The sequence below is a fragment of the Streptomyces sp. NPDC058812 genome, assembly GCF_042744565.1.
Classification (GTDB): Bacteria; Actinomycetota; Actinomycetes; order Streptomycetales; family Streptomycetaceae; genus Streptomyces; species Streptomyces thinghirensis.
The window spans coordinates 341667-360027 of record NZ_JBHYOB010000003.1 but is presented as its reverse complement, the minus strand read 5'-3'; the positions used below and the strand labels follow the sequence as shown (position 1 = coordinate 360027).

The 18361-nt window shown below is 71.5% G+C and carries 17 protein-coding genes; 8 read left to right on the top strand and 9 right to left on the bottom strand.

The window, feature by feature from the left end; all coding sequences use genetic code 11:
* Window positions 1-87 precede the first annotated feature (87 nt).
* The 3 genes from ACFW48_RS08505 to ACFW48_RS08495 form a co-directional block, all read right to left on the bottom strand.
* Window positions 88-2490: an HAD-IC family P-type ATPase gene (locus ACFW48_RS08505; RefSeq protein WP_386311651.1), complete on the bottom strand. Its 2403-nt coding sequence runs from the start codon at window positions 2488-2490 to the stop codon at window positions 88-90.
* A 99-nt stretch (window positions 2491-2589) separates the two neighbouring features.
* Window positions 2590-3078, bottom strand: coding sequence for a GNAT family N-acetyltransferase (locus ACFW48_RS08500; RefSeq protein WP_386312081.1), 489 nt, complete (start codon window positions 3076-3078; stop codon window positions 2590-2592).
* 50 nt (window positions 3079-3128) lie between these two features.
* Window positions 3129-3383: a DUF2530 domain-containing protein gene (locus ACFW48_RS08495; protein WP_386311649.1), complete on the bottom strand. Its 255-nt coding sequence runs from the start codon at window positions 3381-3383 to the stop codon at window positions 3129-3131.
* Window positions 3384-3564: 181 nt separating this feature from the next.
* Here ACFW48_RS08495 and ACFW48_RS08490 point away from each other — a divergent pair, with 181 nt between their 5' ends.
* Window positions 3565-5022 (top strand): NCS2 family permease, encoded by a 1458-nt coding sequence (locus ACFW48_RS08490; RefSeq protein WP_386311647.1) that lies wholly within the window; start codon window positions 3565-3567, stop codon window positions 5020-5022.
* Window positions 5023-5032: 10 nt separating this feature from the next.
* Here the strand turns inward: ACFW48_RS08490 and ACFW48_RS08485 are convergent, their stop codons facing one another.
* Complete coding sequence (locus ACFW48_RS08485; protein WP_055417808.1) at window positions 5033-5215, bottom strand: hypothetical protein; 183 nt, start codon at window positions 5213-5215, stop codon at window positions 5033-5035.
* 156 nt (window positions 5216-5371) lie between these two features.
* Between ACFW48_RS08485 and ACFW48_RS08480 the strand changes: the two genes are divergently transcribed.
* Genes ACFW48_RS08480 through thpR form a run of 3 tightly spaced genes read left to right on the top strand, consistent with a single transcriptional unit; the run spans window position 5372 to window position 7804 of the window.
* Window positions 5372-5809, top strand: coding sequence for a MarR family winged helix-turn-helix transcriptional regulator (locus ACFW48_RS08480; protein ID WP_386311645.1), 438 nt, complete (start codon window positions 5372-5374; stop codon window positions 5807-5809).
* Window positions 5810-5835: 26 nt separating this feature from the next.
* Entirely contained in the window at window positions 5836-7197 is a 1362-nt protein-coding gene (locus ACFW48_RS08475) for an MFS transporter (protein ID WP_386311643.1), read from the top strand.
* Between the two features lie 34 nt (window positions 7198-7231).
* Complete coding sequence (gene thpR, locus ACFW48_RS08470; RefSeq protein WP_386311641.1) at window positions 7232-7804, top strand: RNA 2',3'-cyclic phosphodiesterase; 573 nt, start codon at window positions 7232-7234, stop codon at window positions 7802-7804.
* Window positions 7805-7947: 143 nt separating this feature from the next.
* Here thpR and ACFW48_RS08465 read toward each other — a convergent pair whose 3' ends face one another.
* From ACFW48_RS08465 to ACFW48_RS08455, 3 genes are all read right to left on the bottom strand, one after another.
* Window positions 7948-8940: an aldo/keto reductase gene (locus ACFW48_RS08465; RefSeq protein ID WP_386311639.1), complete on the bottom strand. Its 993-nt coding sequence runs from the start codon at window positions 8938-8940 to the stop codon at window positions 7948-7950.
* A 52-nt stretch (window positions 8941-8992) separates the two neighbouring features.
* Window positions 8993-9580: a Uma2 family endonuclease gene (locus ACFW48_RS08460; protein WP_386311637.1), complete on the bottom strand. Its 588-nt coding sequence runs from the start codon at window positions 9578-9580 to the stop codon at window positions 8993-8995.
* Window positions 9581-9693: 113 nt separating this feature from the next.
* On the bottom strand, window positions 9694-10374 hold the full coding sequence (locus tag ACFW48_RS08455; protein WP_386311636.1) for a GDSL-type esterase/lipase family protein: 681 nt from the start codon (window positions 10372-10374) through the stop codon (window positions 9694-9696).
* A gap of 112 nt (window positions 10375-10486) precedes the next feature.
* Between ACFW48_RS08455 and ACFW48_RS08450 the strand changes: the two genes are divergently transcribed.
* Window positions 10487-11470 (top strand): WD40 repeat domain-containing protein, encoded by a 984-nt coding sequence (locus tag ACFW48_RS08450; protein ID WP_386311634.1) that lies wholly within the window; start codon window positions 10487-10489, stop codon window positions 11468-11470.
* Here the strand turns inward: ACFW48_RS08450 and ACFW48_RS08445 are convergent.
* Window positions 11444-12232, bottom strand: a complete 789-nt coding sequence (locus tag ACFW48_RS08445; protein ID WP_386311632.1) for a TetR/AcrR family transcriptional regulator — start codon at window positions 12230-12232, stop codon at window positions 11444-11446. The genes ACFW48_RS08450 and ACFW48_RS08445 overlap by 27 nt on opposite strands.
* A gap of 91 nt (window positions 12233-12323) precedes the next feature.
* Here ACFW48_RS08445 and ACFW48_RS08440 point away from each other — a divergent pair, with 91 nt between their 5' ends.
* Together ACFW48_RS08440 and ACFW48_RS08435 are read left to right on the top strand one after the other, a co-directional pair.
* Window positions 12324-13325, top strand: a complete 1002-nt coding sequence (locus ACFW48_RS08440) for an ATP-binding cassette domain-containing protein (protein WP_386311631.1) — start codon at window positions 12324-12326, stop codon at window positions 13323-13325.
* Window positions 13322-14146, top strand: coding sequence for an ABC transporter permease (locus ACFW48_RS08435; RefSeq protein ID WP_386311629.1), 825 nt, complete (start codon window positions 13322-13324; stop codon window positions 14144-14146). Before ACFW48_RS08440 ends, ACFW48_RS08435 begins: the two co-directional genes overlap by 4 nt.
* Window positions 14147-14217: 71 nt before the next feature.
* Here the strand turns inward: ACFW48_RS08435 and serC are convergent, their stop codons facing one another.
* Window positions 14218-15336: a phosphoserine transaminase gene (serC, locus tag ACFW48_RS08430; protein ID WP_386311627.1), complete on the bottom strand. Its 1119-nt coding sequence runs from the start codon at window positions 15334-15336 to the stop codon at window positions 14218-14220.
* Window positions 15337-15446: 110 nt separating this feature from the next.
* Between serC and ACFW48_RS08425 the strand changes: the two genes are divergently transcribed.
* Complete coding sequence (locus ACFW48_RS08425) at window positions 15447-18341, top strand: FAD-linked oxidase C-terminal domain-containing protein (RefSeq protein ID WP_386311625.1); 2895 nt, start codon at window positions 15447-15449, stop codon at window positions 18339-18341.
* The last annotated feature ends 20 nt before the right edge of the window (window positions 18342-18361 follow it).

Sequence of the window (18361 nt, the reverse complement as noted above, 5' to 3'; positions counted from 1 at the left end):
TCGGTCGGCGGGGCTGTGACGCGCCCATTGAGGGGCGCGGGGAACCGCGCGACCAGCCACGACGGCGCCGCAGCGAATCACGGACCCCTATACCGGGAACCGCCGGTCCACCCACCTCCACGTCAGCTCCAAAAGACCCGCACCGACCACCGCGATGCCGACGGCAGTCCACGGCATCGTCACCCCCACCAGCTTCAGCGCGAAGAAGTCCTGGAGCCACGGCACCGCCAGCACCACCACGAAGCCCAGGCCCATCGTCGCCACCAGCCCCACCCGCCACCACGTGTAGGGGCGGGCGATGATCGCCAGCACCCACATCGAGATGAGGAACAGCGTCAGCGTCGCCGCGCTGGTCTCCGCGTCCAGCGCCCCCGGCCCGGAGTAGTGCTGCCGGGCGACCAGGTACGTCGTGAAGGTCGCCGCCCCGGCCAGTACCCCGCCCGGGATCGCGTACCGCATCACGCGCCGTACGAAGTGGGGCTGGGCCCGTTCCTTGTTCGGGGCGAGGGCCAGGAAGAAGGCGGGGATGCCGATGGTGAGCGTGGAGAGCAGGGTGAGGTGGCGGGGCAGGAACGGGTACTCGACCTGAGAGCAGACCACCAGGATCGCCAGCAGCACCGAGTACACGGTCTTCACCAGGAACAGGGTCGCGACCCGGGTGATGTTGCCGATGACCCGGCGGCCCTCGGCCACCACCGACGGCAGCGTGGCGAAGCTGTTGTTGAGCAGCACGATCTGCGCGACCGCCCGGGTGGCCTCCGATCCGGAGCCCATCGCCACACCGATGTCGGCGTCCTTGAGCGCCAGGACGTCGTTCACGCCGTCGCCGGTCATCGCGACCGTGTGGCCGCGCGACTGGAGGGCGCCCACCATGTCCCGCTTCTGCTGCGGGGTGACCCGCCCGAACACCGTCCCCCCGTCGAGCGCCTCGGCCATCTCCTCCCGCTCTGCGGGCAGCCGGCGCGCGTCGACGGTGGCGCCGGACAGCCCGAGCCCCGCGGCCACCGCGCCGACCGACACCGCGTTGTCCCCGGAGATGACCTTGGCGCGGACGTCCTGGTCGGCGAAGTAGCGCAGGGTGTCGGCGGCGTCCGGGCGCAGCCGCTGCTCCAGGACGACCAGGGCGGTGGGCGTGACGTCCTCGGCCACCCCGGGGTCGTCCAGGTCGCGGCCGGCGCGGGCGAGCAGCAGTACCCGCAGCCCCTGCTCGTTGAGCCGCGTGGTCTCGGCGAGCGCGGGGTCGTCCTCGGCCAGCAGCACGTCGGGCGCGCCCAGCAGCCACGTGCCGGAGGCGCCGTCGCCCTCGACGAGGGTGGCGCCGCTGTACTTGCGGGCGGAGGAGAAGGGCAGGGACGCGGTGCAGCGCCAGTCCCCGGCGGCTTCGGCGACCGGGTAGGCGTCGATGATCGCCTGGAGGGAGGCGTTCGGGCGCGGGTCGGCCTCGCCGAGGGCGCCGAGCACCGTGCGGACGTGGCTCTCGTCGGCGCCGTCGAGCGGGCGCAGTCCGGTGACGTCCATGCCGCCCTCGGTGAGGGTGCCGGTCTTGTCCAGGCAGACGGTGTCGACGCGGGCCAGGCCCTCGATGGCGGGCAGTTCCTGGACGAGGCACTGCTTGCGGCCGAGGCGGACGACGCCGATCGCGAAGGCGACGGAGGTGAGCAGGACCAGGCCCTCCGGGACCATGGGCACGATGCCGCCGACCGTCCGCGCGATCGAGTCGTCCAGCTCGTTGTCCTTCGCGACCAGCTGGCTGAGGATCAGGCCGATCGCGGTCGGGACCATCATCCAGGTGACGTACTTCAGGATCGTGGAGATGCCGGAGCGCAGCTCGGACTGGACCAGGGTGAAGCGGGAGGCCTCCTCGGCGAGCTGCGCCGCGTACGCCTCGCGCCCCACCTTGGTCGCCCGGAACGCGCCGCCGCCCGCGACCACGAAGCTGCCGGACATGACCTGGTCCCCCGGCTGCTTGACGACCGGGTCGGCCTCGCCGGTCAGCAGGGACTCGTCGATCTCCAGCCCGTCCGCCTCGACGCACACCCCGTCGACGACGACCTTGTCCCCGGGCCCGATCTCGATGACGTCGTCCAGCACGATCTCCGAGGTGCTGACCTCGGCGGCCGTCCCGTCCCGGCGCACGGTCGGGCGGACCTCGCCGATCAGGGCCAGGGAGTCGAGGGTCTTCTTCGCCCGCCACTCCTGGACGATGCCGATGCCGGTGTTGGCGAGGATCACGAAGCCGAACAGGCTGTCCTGGATCGGCGCGACGAACAGCATGATCACCCAGAGCACGCCGATGATCGCGTTGAACCGGGTGAAGACATTGGCGCGGACGATGTCGGCCAGTGAGCGGCTGCTGCGCACCGGGACGTCGTTGACCTGACCGCGCGCGACCCGTTCGGCCACCCCGGCCGCGGTCAGCCCGGTCGCCGGGGAAAGGACGTGTACGGGGTCCGCGGGATCGAGTCGGTCGTCCGCGTCGAGATGCGTCATGCGTTCGACGGTAAGGGCGGATTTACGGCTTCACCCGCCGAATACGGGGAAGATCCGACCTGGGGAGGACGGGGCGATCCGGCCCCTGATGCCCAGGTACTACAGGGTGCGCAGGTAGGTCAGACCGGGGCGCCCGTCGAGCCGTGTCGTGCCGGTGGCGACGAACCCGGTCCGGGCCAGCACGGCCCGAGAGGCCGCGTTGTCGAGGGTGGCCGAGGCCCGCAGCGCGGTCAGCCCGTACGCGCGGGCGGCGAGTGCGCAGACCTCCCGTACGGCCCGGGTGGCCAGGCCGCGCCCGGCGGCCCGTTCCGCGATCCGGTACCCGAGCTCGGCGACACCGCCCTCCGCGTCCACGAGGTTGACCCGCCCGAGCACTTCGCCGCCGGGGCCGACCAGCACGTGGAAGAAGCAGACCCCGGCCCCCTGCTCGGCCAGCAGCGCGCGCAGGCGCTCGTCGAACCGGGTGAAGTAGTCCTCGCCCCGGTCGGGCACGGAGGCGGCGAACCAGGCGCGGTTCTCCCGCTCGAAGGCGAGCAGCGCGGGCGCGTGATCGGGCCGGAGCGGCTGCAGCTCGGCCGGATGGGGCAGCTCGGCCGGATCAGGCGGCTCGGGAAGACGGGGCGGCTCGGGCACGGCTGTCAGGCGTCGTCCCGCGCGGCCCGCCGGAGTGCGGCGTCGCGCCCCCGCACGTACCAGATGCCGATCAGTCCGAGCCCGGCGCCGGCCAGGCAGGTCCACACCCACCAGGTGTGCCCGTGGTCCTCGAACCAGCCGTAGAAGGGCAGCTGCGCGAGGAAGAGGACGAACCAGAGGACGGTGCCGCCGATGACGGTCGGAATCACGGGGCCCTCCAGGGGCTCCGGCGCCTCGTGCGTGGGTGTCCACTTCTTCATGCGTACAGCTTACGAGGCCCCGCACCGCCGGCTCGCGAGGTGCCACCACACGGGATCTACGCGCGGAGATAGCGCTCGGAGGCTCATACGTTCATACTGAACCCGTTTGTCTCTGACCGCTTTCATTCGTAGGAAGCACCAATAAGGCCGTGGGGGAACCTGTTGGTGATGAGGTCCTCGCATGCCCACCTCGGCCTCCGCCCAGGTCCCCCCGTCCCCCGAGTCGCCCGAAGACAGGCGGCCCCCGCAGAACGGCCTCGACCGCTACTTCAGGATCTCCGAGCGCGGCAGCACGCTGCCCCGTGAGATCCGCGGCGGTTTCGCCACCTTCTTCGCGATGGCCTACATCATCGTGCTGAACCCGATCATCCTGGGCAGCGCGAAGGACATGTACGGCAACCAGCTCGACAACGGTCAGCTGGTCACCGCGACCGCCCTGACGGCGGCGTTCACCACGCTCCTGATGGGCGTCATCGGCAACGTCCCGATCGCGCTCGCCGCGGGCCTCGGCGTGAACTCCGTCGTCGCCCTCCAGCTCGCCCCGCGGATGTCCTGGCCGGACGCCATGGGCATGGTGGTGCTGGCCGGCTTCATCGTCATGCTGCTGGTCGCCACCGGCCTGCGCGAGCGCGTGATGAACGCCGTGCCCTACGGCCTGCGCAAGGCCATCGCCATCGGTATCGGCCTGTTCATCATGCTGATCGGCCTGGTCGACTCCGGGTTCGTCACCCGGATGCCGGACGCCGCCCAGACCACCGTTCCCCTGCAGCTGGGCACCGGCGGTCACCTGCTCGGCTGGCCGGTGCTGGTCTTCGCCCTCGGTGTGCTGCTCACCCTGGCGCTGATCGTCCGCAGGACCCCTGGCGCGATCCTGATCTCGATCGTCGCGATGACCGTCCTCGCGATGATCATCAACGCGGTCGCCGACATCCCCTCCTGGGGCCTGACCACCCCCGAGTGGCCCGGCAACCCCGTCGCCACCCCCGACTTCGGCCTGGTCGGCGAGCTGAGCCTGTTCGGCGGGTTCGAGAAGGTCGGCGTGCTGACCGGCGTGCTGTTCGTCTTCACGGTCCTGCTGTCGTCCTTCTTCGACGCCATGGGCACGATCATGGCCGTCAGCGACGAGGCGAAGCTGACCGACGCCCAGGGCCAGATGCCGGGCATCAACAAGGTCCTCTTCGTCGACGGTGTCGCGGTCGCCGCGGGCGGTGCCAGCTCCGCCTCGGCCACGACCTGCTTCGTGGAGTCCACGGCAGGCGTCGGCGAGGGCGCGCGCACCGGCTTCGCGAACATCGTCACCGGCGCGCTCTTCGCCGTGGCGCTGTTCCTCACGCCGGTCGCGACGATGGTCCCGTCCCAGGCGGCCACTCCGGCGCTGGTCGCGGTCGGCTTCCTTATCCTGGCCGGCTCGATCCGGGAGATCGACTGGACCGACTTCACGATCGCCGTCCCGGCCTTCGTGACGATGCTGATGATGCCGTTCACCTACTCGATCACCAACGGCATCGGCATGGGCTTCATCACCTTCTCGGTGCTGCGCCTGGCGGTCGGGCGGGGCCGGGAGGTCCCGGTCACGATGTACGTGGTGTCGGCGGTGTTCGCCTTCTACTACCTGATGCCGGCCCTGGGTCTCACCTGACCGGTGGGGTTCAGGTGACCCCGTAGAACCGTTCCGTCTCCTCCACGGCGGACTGGAACCGCTCGTCGAAGTCATCCCGAATGAGCGTCCGGACGACATAGTCCTGGACGCTCATTCCCCTTTTCGCCGCATGGTGCCGGAGCCGGTCGAGCAGCTCCCCGTCCATCCGCAGGCTGAGCACGCTGGTCCCCATGCGCACGAGGGTCGCCCCCACCGACCGGGTGATGCTCCGATTTCCGGAATCAGCTCACTCGTACGGGTGAAGTCCGGGTTTCAGTGGCGGGCGACACGGGCACGCGGGCGCGTAAGCGGTGGTATTTCGCTAGCCTAATGAGTTACGCTAAGGAACATGCCGGACCTCAAGCATGGCGACGACGCCGCCGCCGTGAACTCCCTGCGCTCCGCCGTGATGCGGTTGTCCCGTCGCCTCAAGCACCAGAGGGTCGACGAGTCGCTCAGCCCGACCGAGATGTCGGTGCTGGGCACCCTGGCCAACTGCGGCCGCGCCACCCCGGGCGAGCTGGCCCGCAAGGAACACGTCCAGCCGCCGTCGATGACCCGCATCGTGGCGCTCCTGGAGGCGAAGGGGCTGGTCCGGCTGGAGCCGCATCCCGAGGACCGGCGCCAGAAGGTCGTGACGCAGACCGAGCAGGCCGTGGTGATGCTCGAGGAGAGCCGCCGCAAGCGGAACGCGTTCCTGGCCACGCTGGTCGAGGGACTCGACGAGGACGAGTGGGCGAAACTGCGCGCCGCCGCCCCCGTGCTGGAGAAGCTCGCACACCGGTAAGCAGCATTCGCGAGGAGGCGAACCTTTTGAGTACGGGATCCGGAGCAGCTTCCGCCCCCGCACCTGACGGCCACGACGACCCGACCGCCCCCGACGCCCCTCGCAAGACCTCGATGTTCGCCTCCCTCCGGGTCCGGAACTACCGCCTGTTCTTCCTGGGCCAGGTCGTCTCCAACATCGGCACCTGGATGCAGCGCATCGCCCAGGACTGGCTGGTGCTCAGCCTCACCGGCTCCTCGGCCGCCGTCGGCATCACCACCGCCCTGCAGTTCCTGCCGATGCTGCTCTTCGGCCTCTACGGCGGCGTCCTCGTCGACCGCCTGCGCAAGCGCCCCACGCTGCTGGTCACGCAGTCATCGATGGCCGTGACCGCGCTCTTCCTCGCCGTCCTCACCCTGACCGGCCACGTCCAGGTCTGGCACGTCTACGTCGCCGCCTTCGCGATGGGCCTGGCCACGGTCGTCGACAACCCCGCCCGCCAGTCCTTCGTCGCCGAGCTGGTCGGCCGCGACCAGCTCCAGAACGCGGTCAGCCTCAACTCCGCCAACTTCCAGTCCGCCCGCCTGGTCGGCCCCGCCGTCGCCGGTCTGATGATCACCGGGGTGGGCACCGGCTGGGCGTTCCTCGCCAACGGCCTGTCCTTCGTCGCGCCGCTGAGCTGCCTGCTGCTGATGCGCGCCCGCGAACTGCACGCCGTCCAGCGCGCCCCGCGGGGCAAGGGACAGCTGCGCGAGGGCCTGCACTACGTCGCCGGCCGCCCCGAGCTGATCTGGACCATCGTGCTGGTCGGCTTCATCGGCACCTTCGGCTTCAACTTCCCGGTGTTCCTGTCCGCCTTCGCCGACGACGTCTTCGACGCGGGCGCGGGCGCCTACAGCCTCTTCAACACCCTCATGGCCGTCGGCTCGCTGGCCGGCGCCCTGCTCGCCGCCCGGCGCGGCACGGCCCGGCTGCGCGTCCTGATCGCGGCGGCGCTGGCCTTCGGCGCCCTGGAGATGGTGGCGGCGACGGCACCCGAGCTGTGGCTGTTCGCGCTGCTGATGGTCCCGATAGGCGTCTTCAGCATGACGGTCAACGTCACCGCCAACACCAGCATCCAGATGTCCACCGACCCGGCCATGCGGGGCCGCGTCATGGCCCTGTACATGATGGTCTTCCTCGGCGGCTCCCCGGTCGGCGCCCCGATCGTCGGCTGGGTCACGGACACCTACGGCGCCCGGGCGGGCTTCGCGGCGGGCGGCGCGGTAGCGGCTACGGCGGCCGTCGTGATCGGCCTGGTCCTGGCCCGCGTCGGCAACCTGCGCCTGTCGGTCGGCTGGCACCGGGGGCATCCGCAGGTGCGGTTCGTGGAGCGGGAGCGGCGCGAGGAGCTGGCGCCGGCGGCGTAGGGCCCGGGCGGTACGGGTCTGACAGGGTGACGCCATGAGACTGTTCGCCGCCGTACTGCCCCCCGAGGACGTCACCGCCGCCCTCGCCGCCGAGGTGGCCGCGCTGCGGAAGCTGCCCGGCGCGGACGGGCTGCGCTGGACCGGCCGTCCCGGCTGGCACCTCACGCTCGCCTTCTACGGCGAGGTGGACGACGACCTCGTACCGGACCTGTCGGCCCGCCTGGAGCGTGCCGCCCACCGCACCGCCCCCTTTCGGCTGGCGTTGCGCGGGGGCGGTCGGTTCGGGCACGGGCGGGCCCTGTGGGCGGGAGCGGAGGGTGACGTGGCGACCCTGCGGCTGCTCGCGGACCGGGCGGAGTCGGCGGGGCGCAAGGCGGGCGTCGAGATGGGCGAGCACCGGCGCTACAAGCCCCACCTGACGGTGGCCCGCAGCCGGGAGGCGTTCGACGTGCGGCCGTACGTCGGTGCCCTGGACGGCTTCACCGGCCCCGCCTGGACCGTGACCGACCTGGCGCTGGTGCGCAGCGACCTGCCGAAGTCCGGCGTGCCGGGCGAGCAGCCCCGTTACGAGACGGTCGCCCGCAGCCCGCTCGGCACGTCCGGTTAGGCTCGGGGGCGTGGACCCGAAGACCCGTAACCGGATCATGGCCGGTGTGCTCGTGCTGATGCTCGTCGTGGTGGCGGTGGCGGCGGCCCTCGGCTGAGCGGCCGTAAGCAGGCCGTGAGGCGGCCGCCGCCACGCTCACGCCGCTACCAGGCGAACGCCTCCGGCGACGGCCCCGGCCCCGGGAAGATCTCGTCCAGCCCGGTCAGCAGCTCGTCCGACAGCTCCAGCTCCACGGCCCGCAGCGCCGACGTGAGCTGCTCGGCGGTGCGCGGGCCGACGATCGGGCCGGTCACGCCGGGCCGGGTCAGCAGCCAGGCCAGCGCGGCCTCGCCGGGCTCGATGCCGTGCTTGTCGAGCAGGTCCTCGTAGGCCTGGATCTGTGCGCGGCCGGCCGGGTCGGCGAGGGTGTCGGCCGCCCGCCCGGAGGCGCGCCGTCCGCCCTGGACCTCCTTTTTCAGGACCCCGCCGAGCAGCCCGCCGTGCAGCGGCGACCACGGGATGACGCCGAGGCCGTAGTCCTGCGCGGCCGGGATGACCTCCATCTCGGCGCGGCGCTCGGCCAGGTTGTACAGGCACTGCTCGCTGACCAGCCCGATGGTGCCGCCGCGCCGGGCGGCGGTCTCGTTGGCCTGGGCGATCTTGTACCCGGGGAAGTTCGAGGACCCGGCGTAGAGCACCTTGCCCTGCTGGACCAGGGTGTCGATGGCCTGCCAGATCTCGTCGAATCCGGTGGCGCGGTCGATGTGGTGGAACTGGTACAGGTCGATGTGGTCCGTCTGCAGCCGCTTGAGGCTGGCGTCGACCGCCCGCCGGATGTTCACGGCGGAGAGCTTGTCGTGGTTGGGCCACGCCTCTCCGTCGGCGGCCATGTTGCCGTACACCTTGGTGGCGAGGACGGTCCTGTCGCGCCGGTCGCCGCCCTTGGCGAACCAGTTGCCGATGATCTCCTCGGTACGGCCCTTGTTCTCGCCCCAGCCGTACACGTTGGCGGTGTCGAAGAAGTTGATGCCGGCGTCCAGCGCCGCGTCCATGATGGCGTGGCTGTCGGCCTCGTCGGTCTGCGGGCCGAAGTTCATGGTCCCGAGGACGAGCCGGCTGACCTTGAGTCCTGTGCGTCCGAGCTGCGTGTACTTCATGGTCCCCAAGCCAACGACTTGGAGTGCGCTCCAGGCAAGCGGGTTCGGTCGGTCAGTCGCGGGGGAAGGCGTCGGTCCTGAGAGTGAGGCCGAGGACGGTGTCGGTGAGGTCCAGTTCCTGTCCGAAGGCGACCCTGGTCTCGGTCGTGTAGTCGCCGTCCTTGGGTTGCGTGAAGATGTGGCAGCGGCCCTGGTACGGGTCGGCGATGAGGTACAGGGGGACCTCGGCGCTGGCGTAGGCGAGCTTCTTGGGGCCGTAGTCGTTGGCGGCGGTGCCCTGGGAGATGACCTCGGCTACGAACTCGACGTCCTCGTAGCGCCAGTGGCCTGTGTCGTCCTCCTTCGCGCCGTCGCGCAGCTTGACCACGTCCGGGCAGAAACCGTTCTCGTGACCCGGGAAGTCGATGCGGACGTCCGAGAGCACCTTGGCGCGCCTTCCGAAACGGAACCGGATGTCCGACGCGATCTCAAAGATGATTTCCCAATGGGTGCCGCGCTGCGGTGTCATGTAGACGGTGCCCCCGACGATCTCGGCCCTGAATCCTTCGGGGACAGGCATCCGTTCAAGCCGCTCGAACCACTCGTCCAAGCGCTCCGTACTGATGTCGGCCATGGCGATCCTGTCGTCTACGACGGTCATCGTGGCGCTCCTCCCCGGCTGCCCCAACGACGAGTACAGCCGCGCGGTACAACGATACGCACGGCGACCAGGAGACGGGAGAACGCGCATATGCCAGAACGCCAGGCCGTGTCCTACCGGGAGGCCGAGTAGGGCCCGCCCAGCCCCCACTCCTCGTCCATCGCCTCCGCGAACGCCTCCGCGATCCTGTGCTCGCCGCTCTCGTTGGGATGCGTGCCGTCGTAGGTGTCCACGTGGAAGTCGTACGACGCGGGCGGCGGGACGAGGAGCAGCGAGGAGCGCGGGTCGTCGAGGTCGGCGATCGTCTTCGCGAGGAGTCCGTTGAACCGGGTGACCTGCTCGGCGAAGGACGTGTCGGCCTCCACCCGGATGTTCGGGACGACCGGCATCACGGCCATGCGGACGCGCGGGTTCGCCGAGCGTGCCTCCGCCACGAAGGCGCGGACGTTGTCGGCGGTCTGCTCCGCGTTCGTGTAGAAGCCGAGGTCGATCAGGCCCAGGGAGATGAGGAGCACGTCGGCGCGGCAGGTCCGTACCGTCTCGCCGATCAGCGGGGCCATGTGGTGCCAGCCCTCGCCCCAGCCGGCCAGGTGGGCGCGGGGGAAGTCGGGGTCGGCGTAGGCGTACGAGGTGGGGGCGTCCGTCGACTGGTCGTGCAGCGTCTCGCGGGGGCCGACGAACGTGAAGGGGCGGCCGTAGGAGTCGCGCAGGTGCTGCCACAGCCGGTAGCGCCACGTGTGTTCGCCTGCGCTCCCGATCGTCATGGAGTCGCCGACGAACATGAACCTGAGCATCCGCTCATCATGGACGATCTGCCCGGCCCGCGCGATGTGAGCCCGGCCACGCAGCGTGACTCCGTGCGTGACCCCCGCCGTGAACGCCCGTGCGGGATGGCAGGCTTGGCGCATGCGCCGACCCTTCGCCCTCCTCGCCGCGGCCCTTCTCGTGGGCGCGTTCGCCGTGCCCGCCTCCGCCGCCGACGGGGACGACGGGAGCGACGGCTTCACGATCAAGGATCCGCGCATCACCGAGTCCAGCGGCCTCGCCGCCTCCCGCCTGCACCCCGGCATCTACTGGACGCACAACGACCAGGACGACGGGCCGTACCTCTACGCCGTGGACGGTTCCACCGGCGAGACCGTCGCCCGCGTCGCGCTCTCCGGCGTCGGCACGCCCCGGGACGTCGAGGCGATCTCCGTCGGACCGGGCGACCGGCTCTTCGTCGGCGACATCGGCGACAACCTCGGTGGCACCTGGCCGCACGTGTGGATCTACGAACTGCCCGAGCCGAAGGAGCTGAAGGACCAGACGGTCAAGGCGACTCAGTACGTCGTGAAGTACGCGGACGGCGCCCGCGACGCGGAGTCGATGGCCGTCCACCCGAAGACCGGGCGGGTCTACCTCATCGACAAGAACGAGGACGGCGGGCACCTGTACGAGGGCCCGGCGAAGCTCTCCGCCTCCGGCACCAACGTCTTCCGGCGCGCCGCCCCCGTCGACCTCTGGGCCACCGACGCCGCCTTCTCCCCGGACGGCGAGCGGCTCGCCGTGCGCGGCTACCTCGGGGGCATCTGGTACGACTGGAACGGCGGGAAGATCCAGCGCAAGGGGCGGATCAGCGTGCCCCTCGGGCAGGGCGAGTCCGTCACCTACACCGCCGACGGCGAGAAGCTGCTGCTCGGGATGGAGGGCGCGGGCAGCCCCGTGAAGGCCGAGGACGCGCCCGGGGGCGGCGGCGGGTCGGGAGGGGGCGGCTCCGACGCCTCGGGTGAGGGCGGCGGAGGGGATGACGGATCCGGCGGCGACACTCTCAAGGTCGGGGCGGTCGGCCTGATCGTCGCGTGCGCCGCCGTGTTCCTCGGGCTACGGCGACTGTTCCGCCGCCGCTGAGCCGCGCGCCGCGCTCCGCGCGGCCACCAGCACCTCCAGCCCGTCCAGGATGCGCTGCAGCCCGAACTCGAAGTGGTCGAAGCCGGCGCCGAAGGTGTCCTCGGAGAGGGAGGCCAGGACCGGGTAGCGCCCACTGAGCATGGCCTTCTCCAGCGTCGGCTGCTGGGCTTCCCAGAACTGCGCGTCCGTCAGCCCGGACCGGCGCTCGGCCTCCGCCTCGTACACCTGCGTGCGTGCGGCGCCGACGACATACCCGTCGATCATGATGATCGCCGACACCAGCTCGGGATCGGTCAGGCCCATCGGCTTGATCCTGGTCAGGACCTTCTCCATGCCGTCCATGGCGCTCGGGCCGAGGATCGGGCGGGACTGGTTGACCTCCAGCAGCCAGGTGTGGCGGCGGTACAGGGCGAGGGTGGCGTGGCCGAGGGCGTGCAGTGCCGCGCGCCAGCCGCCGTCGCCGAGGTCGTCGGGGTCCTCGGACGGGCGCTGCACGCGGTCCAGCATCAGGTCGATCAGCTCACCCTTGCCGGGGACGTAGCGGTACAGGGACATCGTGCCGGTGCCCAGCTCCGTGGCGATCCGGCGCATCGAGACCGCGCCCAGTCCGTCCTGGTCCGCGACCTCGACGGCGACCTCCACGATCCGCTCCAGCGTCAGGCCCGGTTTGGGCCCCCGGCTCGGCCGCCTGCCGGTGTCCCACAACAGTTCGAGGGTGCGGCCGATGTCACCGCTGCCGCTGGTCTCCGTACCGCTTGCCATGAGGTCAGTCTATGGCCGCGAGGAAAAAACTGGGTACGGTGTACGCGTAATAGGGTACGGTGTACTCAATTAAGGAGTGAGAGGGGGACCCATGAGCGACGGTTACGCGGTACGGGCCGAGGGCCTGGAGAAGCGGTACGGCGAGAAACGCGCCCTCGACGGGTTCGATCTGGCCGTCCGCGAGGGCACCGTGCACGGCCTGCTCGGGCCGAACGGCGCGGGCAAGACCACCGCCGTGCGCATCCTGTCCACGCTGATCAGGCTGGACGGGGGGCGGGCCGAGGTGGCGGGCCTGGACGTCGCCCGGCGGTCGCGCGAGGTACGGGCGCGGATCGGCCTCACCGGTCAGTACGCGGCCGTGGACGAGGTGCTCACCGGCCGGCAGAACCTGGAGATGTTCGGGCGCCTGTTCCACCTGGGCGGCAGGCGGGCCCGCGCGCGGGCCGTCGAGCTGCTGGAGCAGTTCGACCTGTCCGACGCCGCCGACCGGGGCGTCGGCAAGTACAGCGGCGGTATGCGGCGCCGCCTCGACCTCGCCGCGTCGATGATCCTCGCCCCGTCCGTCCTGTTCCTGGACGAGCCGACGACGGGCCTCGACCCCCGCAGCCGCGGCGAGGTCTGGGACTCCGTCCGCGCGCTGGTGGCGAGCGGCACGACCGTGCTGCTGACCACGCAGTACCTGGAGGAGGCCGACAAGCTCGCCTCGCACATCACCGTCATCGACCAGGGCAGGTCCATCGCCGACGACACCCCGGACGGGCTGAAGAACCTGGTCGGCGGCGACCGCATCGAGGTCGTGGTCGCCGAGCGCGCCGAGATACCGAGGGTGGTGAAGGTGGTCGCCCGCGTCTGTGACGGCGAACCCGAGGCCGACGAGGAGGGCCTGCGGGTGCACGCCCCGGTCACCGACCGGGTGTCCGCGCTGACCGAGGTGGCGCGCACCCTCCAGGACGAGGGCGTCGCGGTGGAGGACATCGGGCTGCGCAGGCCGAGCCTGGACGACGTGTTCCTGCGCCTGACCGGACACCGTACGAGTGCGGAGAACCCGAGTGCGGGGAAGTCGAGTGCGGGGAAGGAGGCGGTGGCGGCATGAGCGCCCTCGACCTGACGACGGCCCCGCGTGAGCGCGGGCGGCTGTACTGGCTGCTCGCCGACTGCGGCAACATCGTCCGCCGCGGCCTGACCCACTACCAGCGCCAGCCCGTCAACATCGCCTGGCAGCTGGGCTTCCCGATCCTGTCCGTCCTCCTCTACGGCTATGTCTTCGGCAGCGCGATGACGGTGCCGGGCGGCGGGGACTACAAGGACTTCCTGATGCCGGGCATGTTCGTGATGACCATGGCGTTCGGCTTCATCAACACCGCGACCGTCGTCGTCTACGACTCCACCAAGGGCGTCATCGACCGTTTCCGGTCCATGCCGATGTCCTCCTCGGCCGTGGTGGCGGGGCGCGGTGTGACCGACCTCGTGGTCGCCTGTGCAGAGCTGGCCATCATGATGCTCACCGCGCTGGCCATGGGCTGGCGGCCGGACGGGGGCTGGGGTTTCGTGGGCGCGTTCGGACTGCTGCTGTGGCTGCGGTTCGCGCTGATCTGGATCGGGGTCTGGCTGGGGCTGCTGGTCCCCAACCCGGAGGCGGCGGGCGGCCTGTTCGCGGTGGCGTTCCCGCTGACGATGATCTCCAGCATCTTCGTCGCCCCGCAGCTCATGCCCGACTGGCTGGGCTGGGTGGCGGCCTGGAATCCCATCTCGTCCACGGCTGCGGCGGCCCGCGAACTGTTCGGCACGCCGGTCGGCGGCGGCGACTCGTGGGTCGAGCAGCACGCGCTGCTGATGGCGGGCGTGTGGCCGGTGGTACTGACGGCGATCTTCCTGCCGCTGGCGGTGCGGCGCTTCCAGCGGCTCAGCCGTTAGGAGCGGGAGAGCGATGAGGGGCGCCCGGTGATTGCCGGGCGCCCCTCATCGTCGTACCGCGAGAGCGGTGATCAGAGCTTCTCGATCACGTAGTCGACGCACTTGGTCAGCGCCTCGACGTCCGCCGGGTCGATCGCCGGGAACATCGCGACGCGCAGCTGGTTGCGGCCGAGCTTGCGGTACGGCTCGGTGTCGACGACGCCGTTGGCGCGCAGCACCTTGGCGACGGCGGCGGCGTCGATGTCGTCGGAGAAGTCGATGGTGCCGATGACCTGCGAGCGCTTGGCCGGGTCCGAGACGAACGGGGCGGCGTACTTGGCCTCCTCCGCCCAGGCGTACAGGCGGGACGAGGAGTCCTTGGTGCGGCCGGTGGTGAAGTCCAGGCCGCCCTGGCCGTTCATCCAGTCCAGCTGCTCGCCCAGGAGGAACAGGGTGGCCAGCGCCGGGGTGTTGTACGTCTGGTTCTTGCGGGAGTTGTCGATCGCGGTCGGCAGCGAGAAGAACTCCGGGACGTGCCGGCCGCTCGCGTGGATCCGCTCGGCGCGCTCGATGGCGGCCGGGGAGAACACGCCGATCCACAGGCCGCCGTCGGAGGCGAAGGACTTCTGCGGGGCGAAGTAGTAGACGTCGGTCTCGGCGATGTCGACGGGCAGGCCGCCGGCGCCGGAGGTGGCGTCGACGAGGACGAGGGAGCCCTCGTCGGCACCGGCGACACGCTTGATGGGCATGGCGACGCCGGTCGAGGTCTCGTTGTGCGTGAACGCGTACACGTCCACGCCGGCCTCGGCCCGCGCCTCGGGGTGCGTGCCCGGGTCGGAGGAGACGACCGTCGGCTCGGCCAGCCAGGGGGCGAGCTTCGCCGCCTTGGCGAACTTGGAGGAGAACTCGCCGAAGCTCAGGTGCTGCGACTTGTCCTCGATCAGGCCGTGGGTCGCGACGTCCCAGAACGCGGTGGAGCCGCCGTTGCCGAGGATCACCTCGTAGCCGTCGGGGAGCCGGAACAGCTCGCGGATGCCCTCACGGACCTTGCCGACCAGGTTCTTGACCGGGGCCTGGCGGTGGGAGGTGCCGAGCAGGGACGTACCGGTGGCGGCCAGGGCGTCCAGCGCCTCCACCCGCACCTTGGAGGGGCCCGCGCCGAATCGACCGTCCGCGGGCTTGATGTCAGCAGGAATCTGGATCTCAGCCACGAGCCGGAGGGTATCTCCTCGGCGAAACCGGACGGAGACATGTCCGTCCGATGAGACGAGATCTCCGCCTTGCGGACCTGTGCCGACCTACGAGAGCCCATGCTGGAGTCATGACCGATCTGGAGGCAGCACTGCGCACGGCCGTACGCGGCGAGGTCGGCTTCGACGTCACCTCCCGGGCCCTGACCACCATGGACGCGTCCAACTACCGTCGGGTCCCGCTCGGTGTGGTGGCACCGAGAGACGCCGACGACGTGGCTGCCGTGCTGGAGGTGTGCCGGGCGCGCGGGGTGCCGGTCGTGGCGCGGGGCGGTGGCACGTCGATCGCGGGACAGGCGACCGGCACGGGCGTCGTCCTGGACTTCACCCGGCACATGAACCGGCTGGTCTCGCTCGACCAGGAGGCGCGAACGGCCGTCGTCCAGCCGGGACTTGTCCTCGACCGCCTGCAGCGGGCCGCCGCCCCGCACGGCCTGCGCTTCGGCCCCGACCCCTCCACCCACAGCCGCTGCACGCTCGGCGGAATGATCGGCAACAACTCGTGCGGCTCCCACTCGGTGGCGTGGGGCACGACGGCGGACAGCGTGCGCGAGCTGACGGTGCTCACCGCGCGGGGGGAGCGGCTGCGCCTCGGGCAGGAGTGGGCCGGGGCGCCGGAGGGCCTGCGCGCGCTGGTCGACGGCGACCTGGCGCGGCTGCGCACCGGCTTCCCCGACCTCCCCCGCCGTATCTCCGGCTACGCGCTGGACGCGCTGCTGCCGGAGCGGGGCGCGGACGTGGCCCGCTCCTTCTGCGGTTCGGAGGGCACGCTGGGCGTGCTGACCGAGGCGGTGGTCCGGCTGGTCGAGGCTCCGCGCGCGCGTGCGCTGGCGGTGCTCGGTTACGCCGACGAGGCCGGGGCGGCGGAGGCGGCTGCCGGGTTGCTGCCGCTCGGGCCGCTGACGGTCGAGGGCATGGCGGCGGACCTGGTGCCGCCGGCGTCCGCGGCCGGGCTGCCCCGGGGCGGGGCGTGGCTGTTCGTGGAGACGGGCGGGGAGTCGGGGGCGGAGGCACGCGCGCGTGCGGAGGCGGTGGTCCGGGCGGCGGACGTCGTCGACGCGCTGGTGGTGACCGACCCGGCCGGGCAGCGGGCGCTGTGGCGGATCAGGGAGGACGCGAGCGGTACGGCGACACGGATGCCGGACGGTTCGGAGGCGTGGCCCGGCTGGGAGGACTGCGCGGTGCCGCCGGTCCGGCTGGGCGCCTACCTGCGGGACTTCCGGGCCCTCCTGTCCGCCCACGGCCTGCGCGGCACGCCGTACGGGCACTTCGGGGACGGCTGCATCCACGTACGCATCGACTTCGACCTGCTGACGGACGCCGGGGTGGCCCGCTTCCGCCGCTTCTCGGAGGAACTGGCGGACGTGGTCGTGGCGCACGAGGGTTCGTTGTCCGGGGAGCACGGGGACGGTCAGGCGCGGGCGGAACTGCTGCCGAGGATGTACGGCGAGGAGACCGTCGCCCTCTTCGAGCGCGCGAAGTCCGTCTGGGACCCGGACGACCTCCTCAACCCCGGGATGCTGGTCCGCCCGGCACCGCTCGACGCGAACCTGCGCTTCTCCGTACTGCCGCGCGAGCCGGTGGACGTGGCCTTCGGCTACCCCGCCGACGGCGGCGACTTCTCGGCGGCGGTGCGGCGCTGCGTCGGGGTCGCCAAGTGCCGTACGACGTCGGCGGCGGGCTCCTCGGTCATGTGCCCGTCGTTCCGGGCGACCGGTGAGGAGGAGCACTCCACGCGCGGGCGTGCCCGGCTGCTGCACGAGATGCTCGCCGGTGAGCTGGTGACCGACGGTTGGCGCTCCACGGAGGTCCGGGACGCCCTCGACCTGTGCCTGTCCTGCAAGGGTTGCCGTTCCGACTGCCCGGTCGAGGTCGACATGGCCACGTACAAGGCGGAGTTCCTGCACCACCACTACGCCGGCCGTCGCCGCCCCGCCGCCCACTACGCGATGGGGTGGCTGCCGGTGTGGCTGCGTTGGGCGGCGTTGACCCGGACGGCTCCGATCGTCAATGCCCTGGCCTCCGTCCGGCCGTTGGCGGCGGTGGCGAAGCGGGTGGGCGGGATCGCGGGGGAGCGGGAGGTGCCGCGGCTGGCTGGGGAGACGTTCAGCAGGTGGTGGCGCGGGCGGCGTATGGGTGCCGGACGGTCCGTGCCCGTGCCCGGGTCCGGGTCCGGGTCCGGTGATCTGGTGGTCCTCTGGCCCGACACGTTCACCGAGCATCTCTCACCCTCCGTGGGCCGGGCGGCCGTACGGGTGCTGGAGGCGGCGGGGCTGCGGGTGGCGCTGCCGCCGACGCTGCGGGGACGTGCCGTGGTCGGCGACGGTACGTCGAAATCGGCGGTCTCTCTCCTGACGGCCCGCCGGGGCCGGGTCTGCTGCGGCCTGACGTACGTCTCCACGGGCCAACTGGACCGTGCCCGCGCGGTGATGCGCCGCACGCTGGACCTGATGGCCCCGGTGCTGGAGACCTCGGCACCGGTCGTCGTCCTGGAACCGAGCTGCGCCGCCGCCCTGCACACGGACCTGCCGGAGCTGCTGCACGACGACCCGCGGGCGGCCCGACTCGCCTCCCGCGTGGTGACCTTCGCGGAGGCCCTGGAGCGCCACGCCCCCGACTGGATCCCGCCCGCCCTGGACCGCCCGGTCACCGGTCAGACCCACTGCCACCAGCACGCGGTCCTGGGCGACGCGGCCGACCGCCGCCTGCGCGAGGCGGCCGGCCTGACCGGCGAGCTGACCGGCGGCTGCTGCGGCCTCGCGGGCAACTTCGGTTTCGAGGACGGCCACTACGAGGTCTCGGCCGCCTGCGCGGAGGACCAGCTGCTCCCGGCGGTGCGCGAGGCACCGGACGGTGCGGTGGTCCTGGCGGACGGCTTCTCGTGCCGGACGCAGCTGGAGCAGTTGGCGGGGGTGCGGGGGCGGCATCTGGCGGAGGTGCTGGCGGAGGCGTTGGAGGGAGAGTGACGGGCGGGTGGCGGCAGTCC

Bases quoted from the DNA above. Each gene is read 5' to 3' on its own strand.
- ACFW48_RS08440 (WP_386311631.1), top strand. From the start codon at position 12,324: ATGAGCGACGGTTACGCGGTACGGGCCGAGGGCCTGGAGAAGCGGTAC.
- ACFW48_RS08460 (WP_386311637.1), bottom strand. From the start codon at position 9,580: ATGACCGTCGTAGACGACAGGATCGCCATGGCCGACATCAGTACGGAG.
- ACFW48_RS08490 (WP_386311647.1), top strand. From the start codon at position 3,565: ATGCCCACCTCGGCCTCCGCCCAGGTCCCCCCGTCCCCCGAGTCGCCC.
- ACFW48_RS08450 (WP_386311634.1), top strand. From the start codon at position 10,487: ATGCGCCGACCCTTCGCCCTCCTCGCCGCGGCCCTTCTCGTGGGCGCG.
- ACFW48_RS08435 (WP_386311629.1), top strand. From the start codon at position 13,322: ATGAGCGCCCTCGACCTGACGACGGCCCCGCGTGAGCGCGGGCGGCTG.
- ACFW48_RS08445 (WP_386311632.1), bottom strand. From the start codon at position 12,232: ATGGCAAGCGGTACGGAGACCAGCGGCAGCGGTGACATCGGCCGCACC.
- ACFW48_RS08425 (WP_386311625.1), top strand. From the start codon at position 15,447: ATGACCGATCTGGAGGCAGCACTGCGCACGGCCGTACGCGGCGAGGTC.
- thpR (WP_386311641.1), top strand. From the start codon at position 7,232: ATGAGACTGTTCGCCGCCGTACTGCCCCCCGAGGACGTCACCGCCGCC.
- ACFW48_RS08480 (WP_386311645.1), top strand. From the start codon at position 5,372: ATGCCGGACCTCAAGCATGGCGACGACGCCGCCGCCGTGAACTCCCTG.
- ACFW48_RS08495 (WP_386311649.1), bottom strand. From the start codon at position 3,383: ATGAAGAAGTGGACACCCACGCACGAGGCGCCGGAGCCCCTGGAGGGC.
- ACFW48_RS08465 (WP_386311639.1), bottom strand. From the start codon at position 8,940: ATGAAGTACACGCAGCTCGGACGCACAGGACTCAAGGTCAGCCGGCTC.
- ACFW48_RS08455 (WP_386311636.1), bottom strand. From the start codon at position 10,374: ATGCTCAGGTTCATGTTCGTCGGCGACTCCATGACGATCGGGAGCGCA.
- ACFW48_RS08485 (WP_055417808.1), bottom strand. From the start codon at position 5,215: ATGGGGACCAGCGTGCTCAGCCTGCGGATGGACGGGGAGCTGCTCGAC.
- ACFW48_RS08505 (WP_386311651.1), bottom strand. From the start codon at position 2,490: ATGACGCATCTCGACGCGGACGACCGACTCGATCCCGCGGACCCCGTA.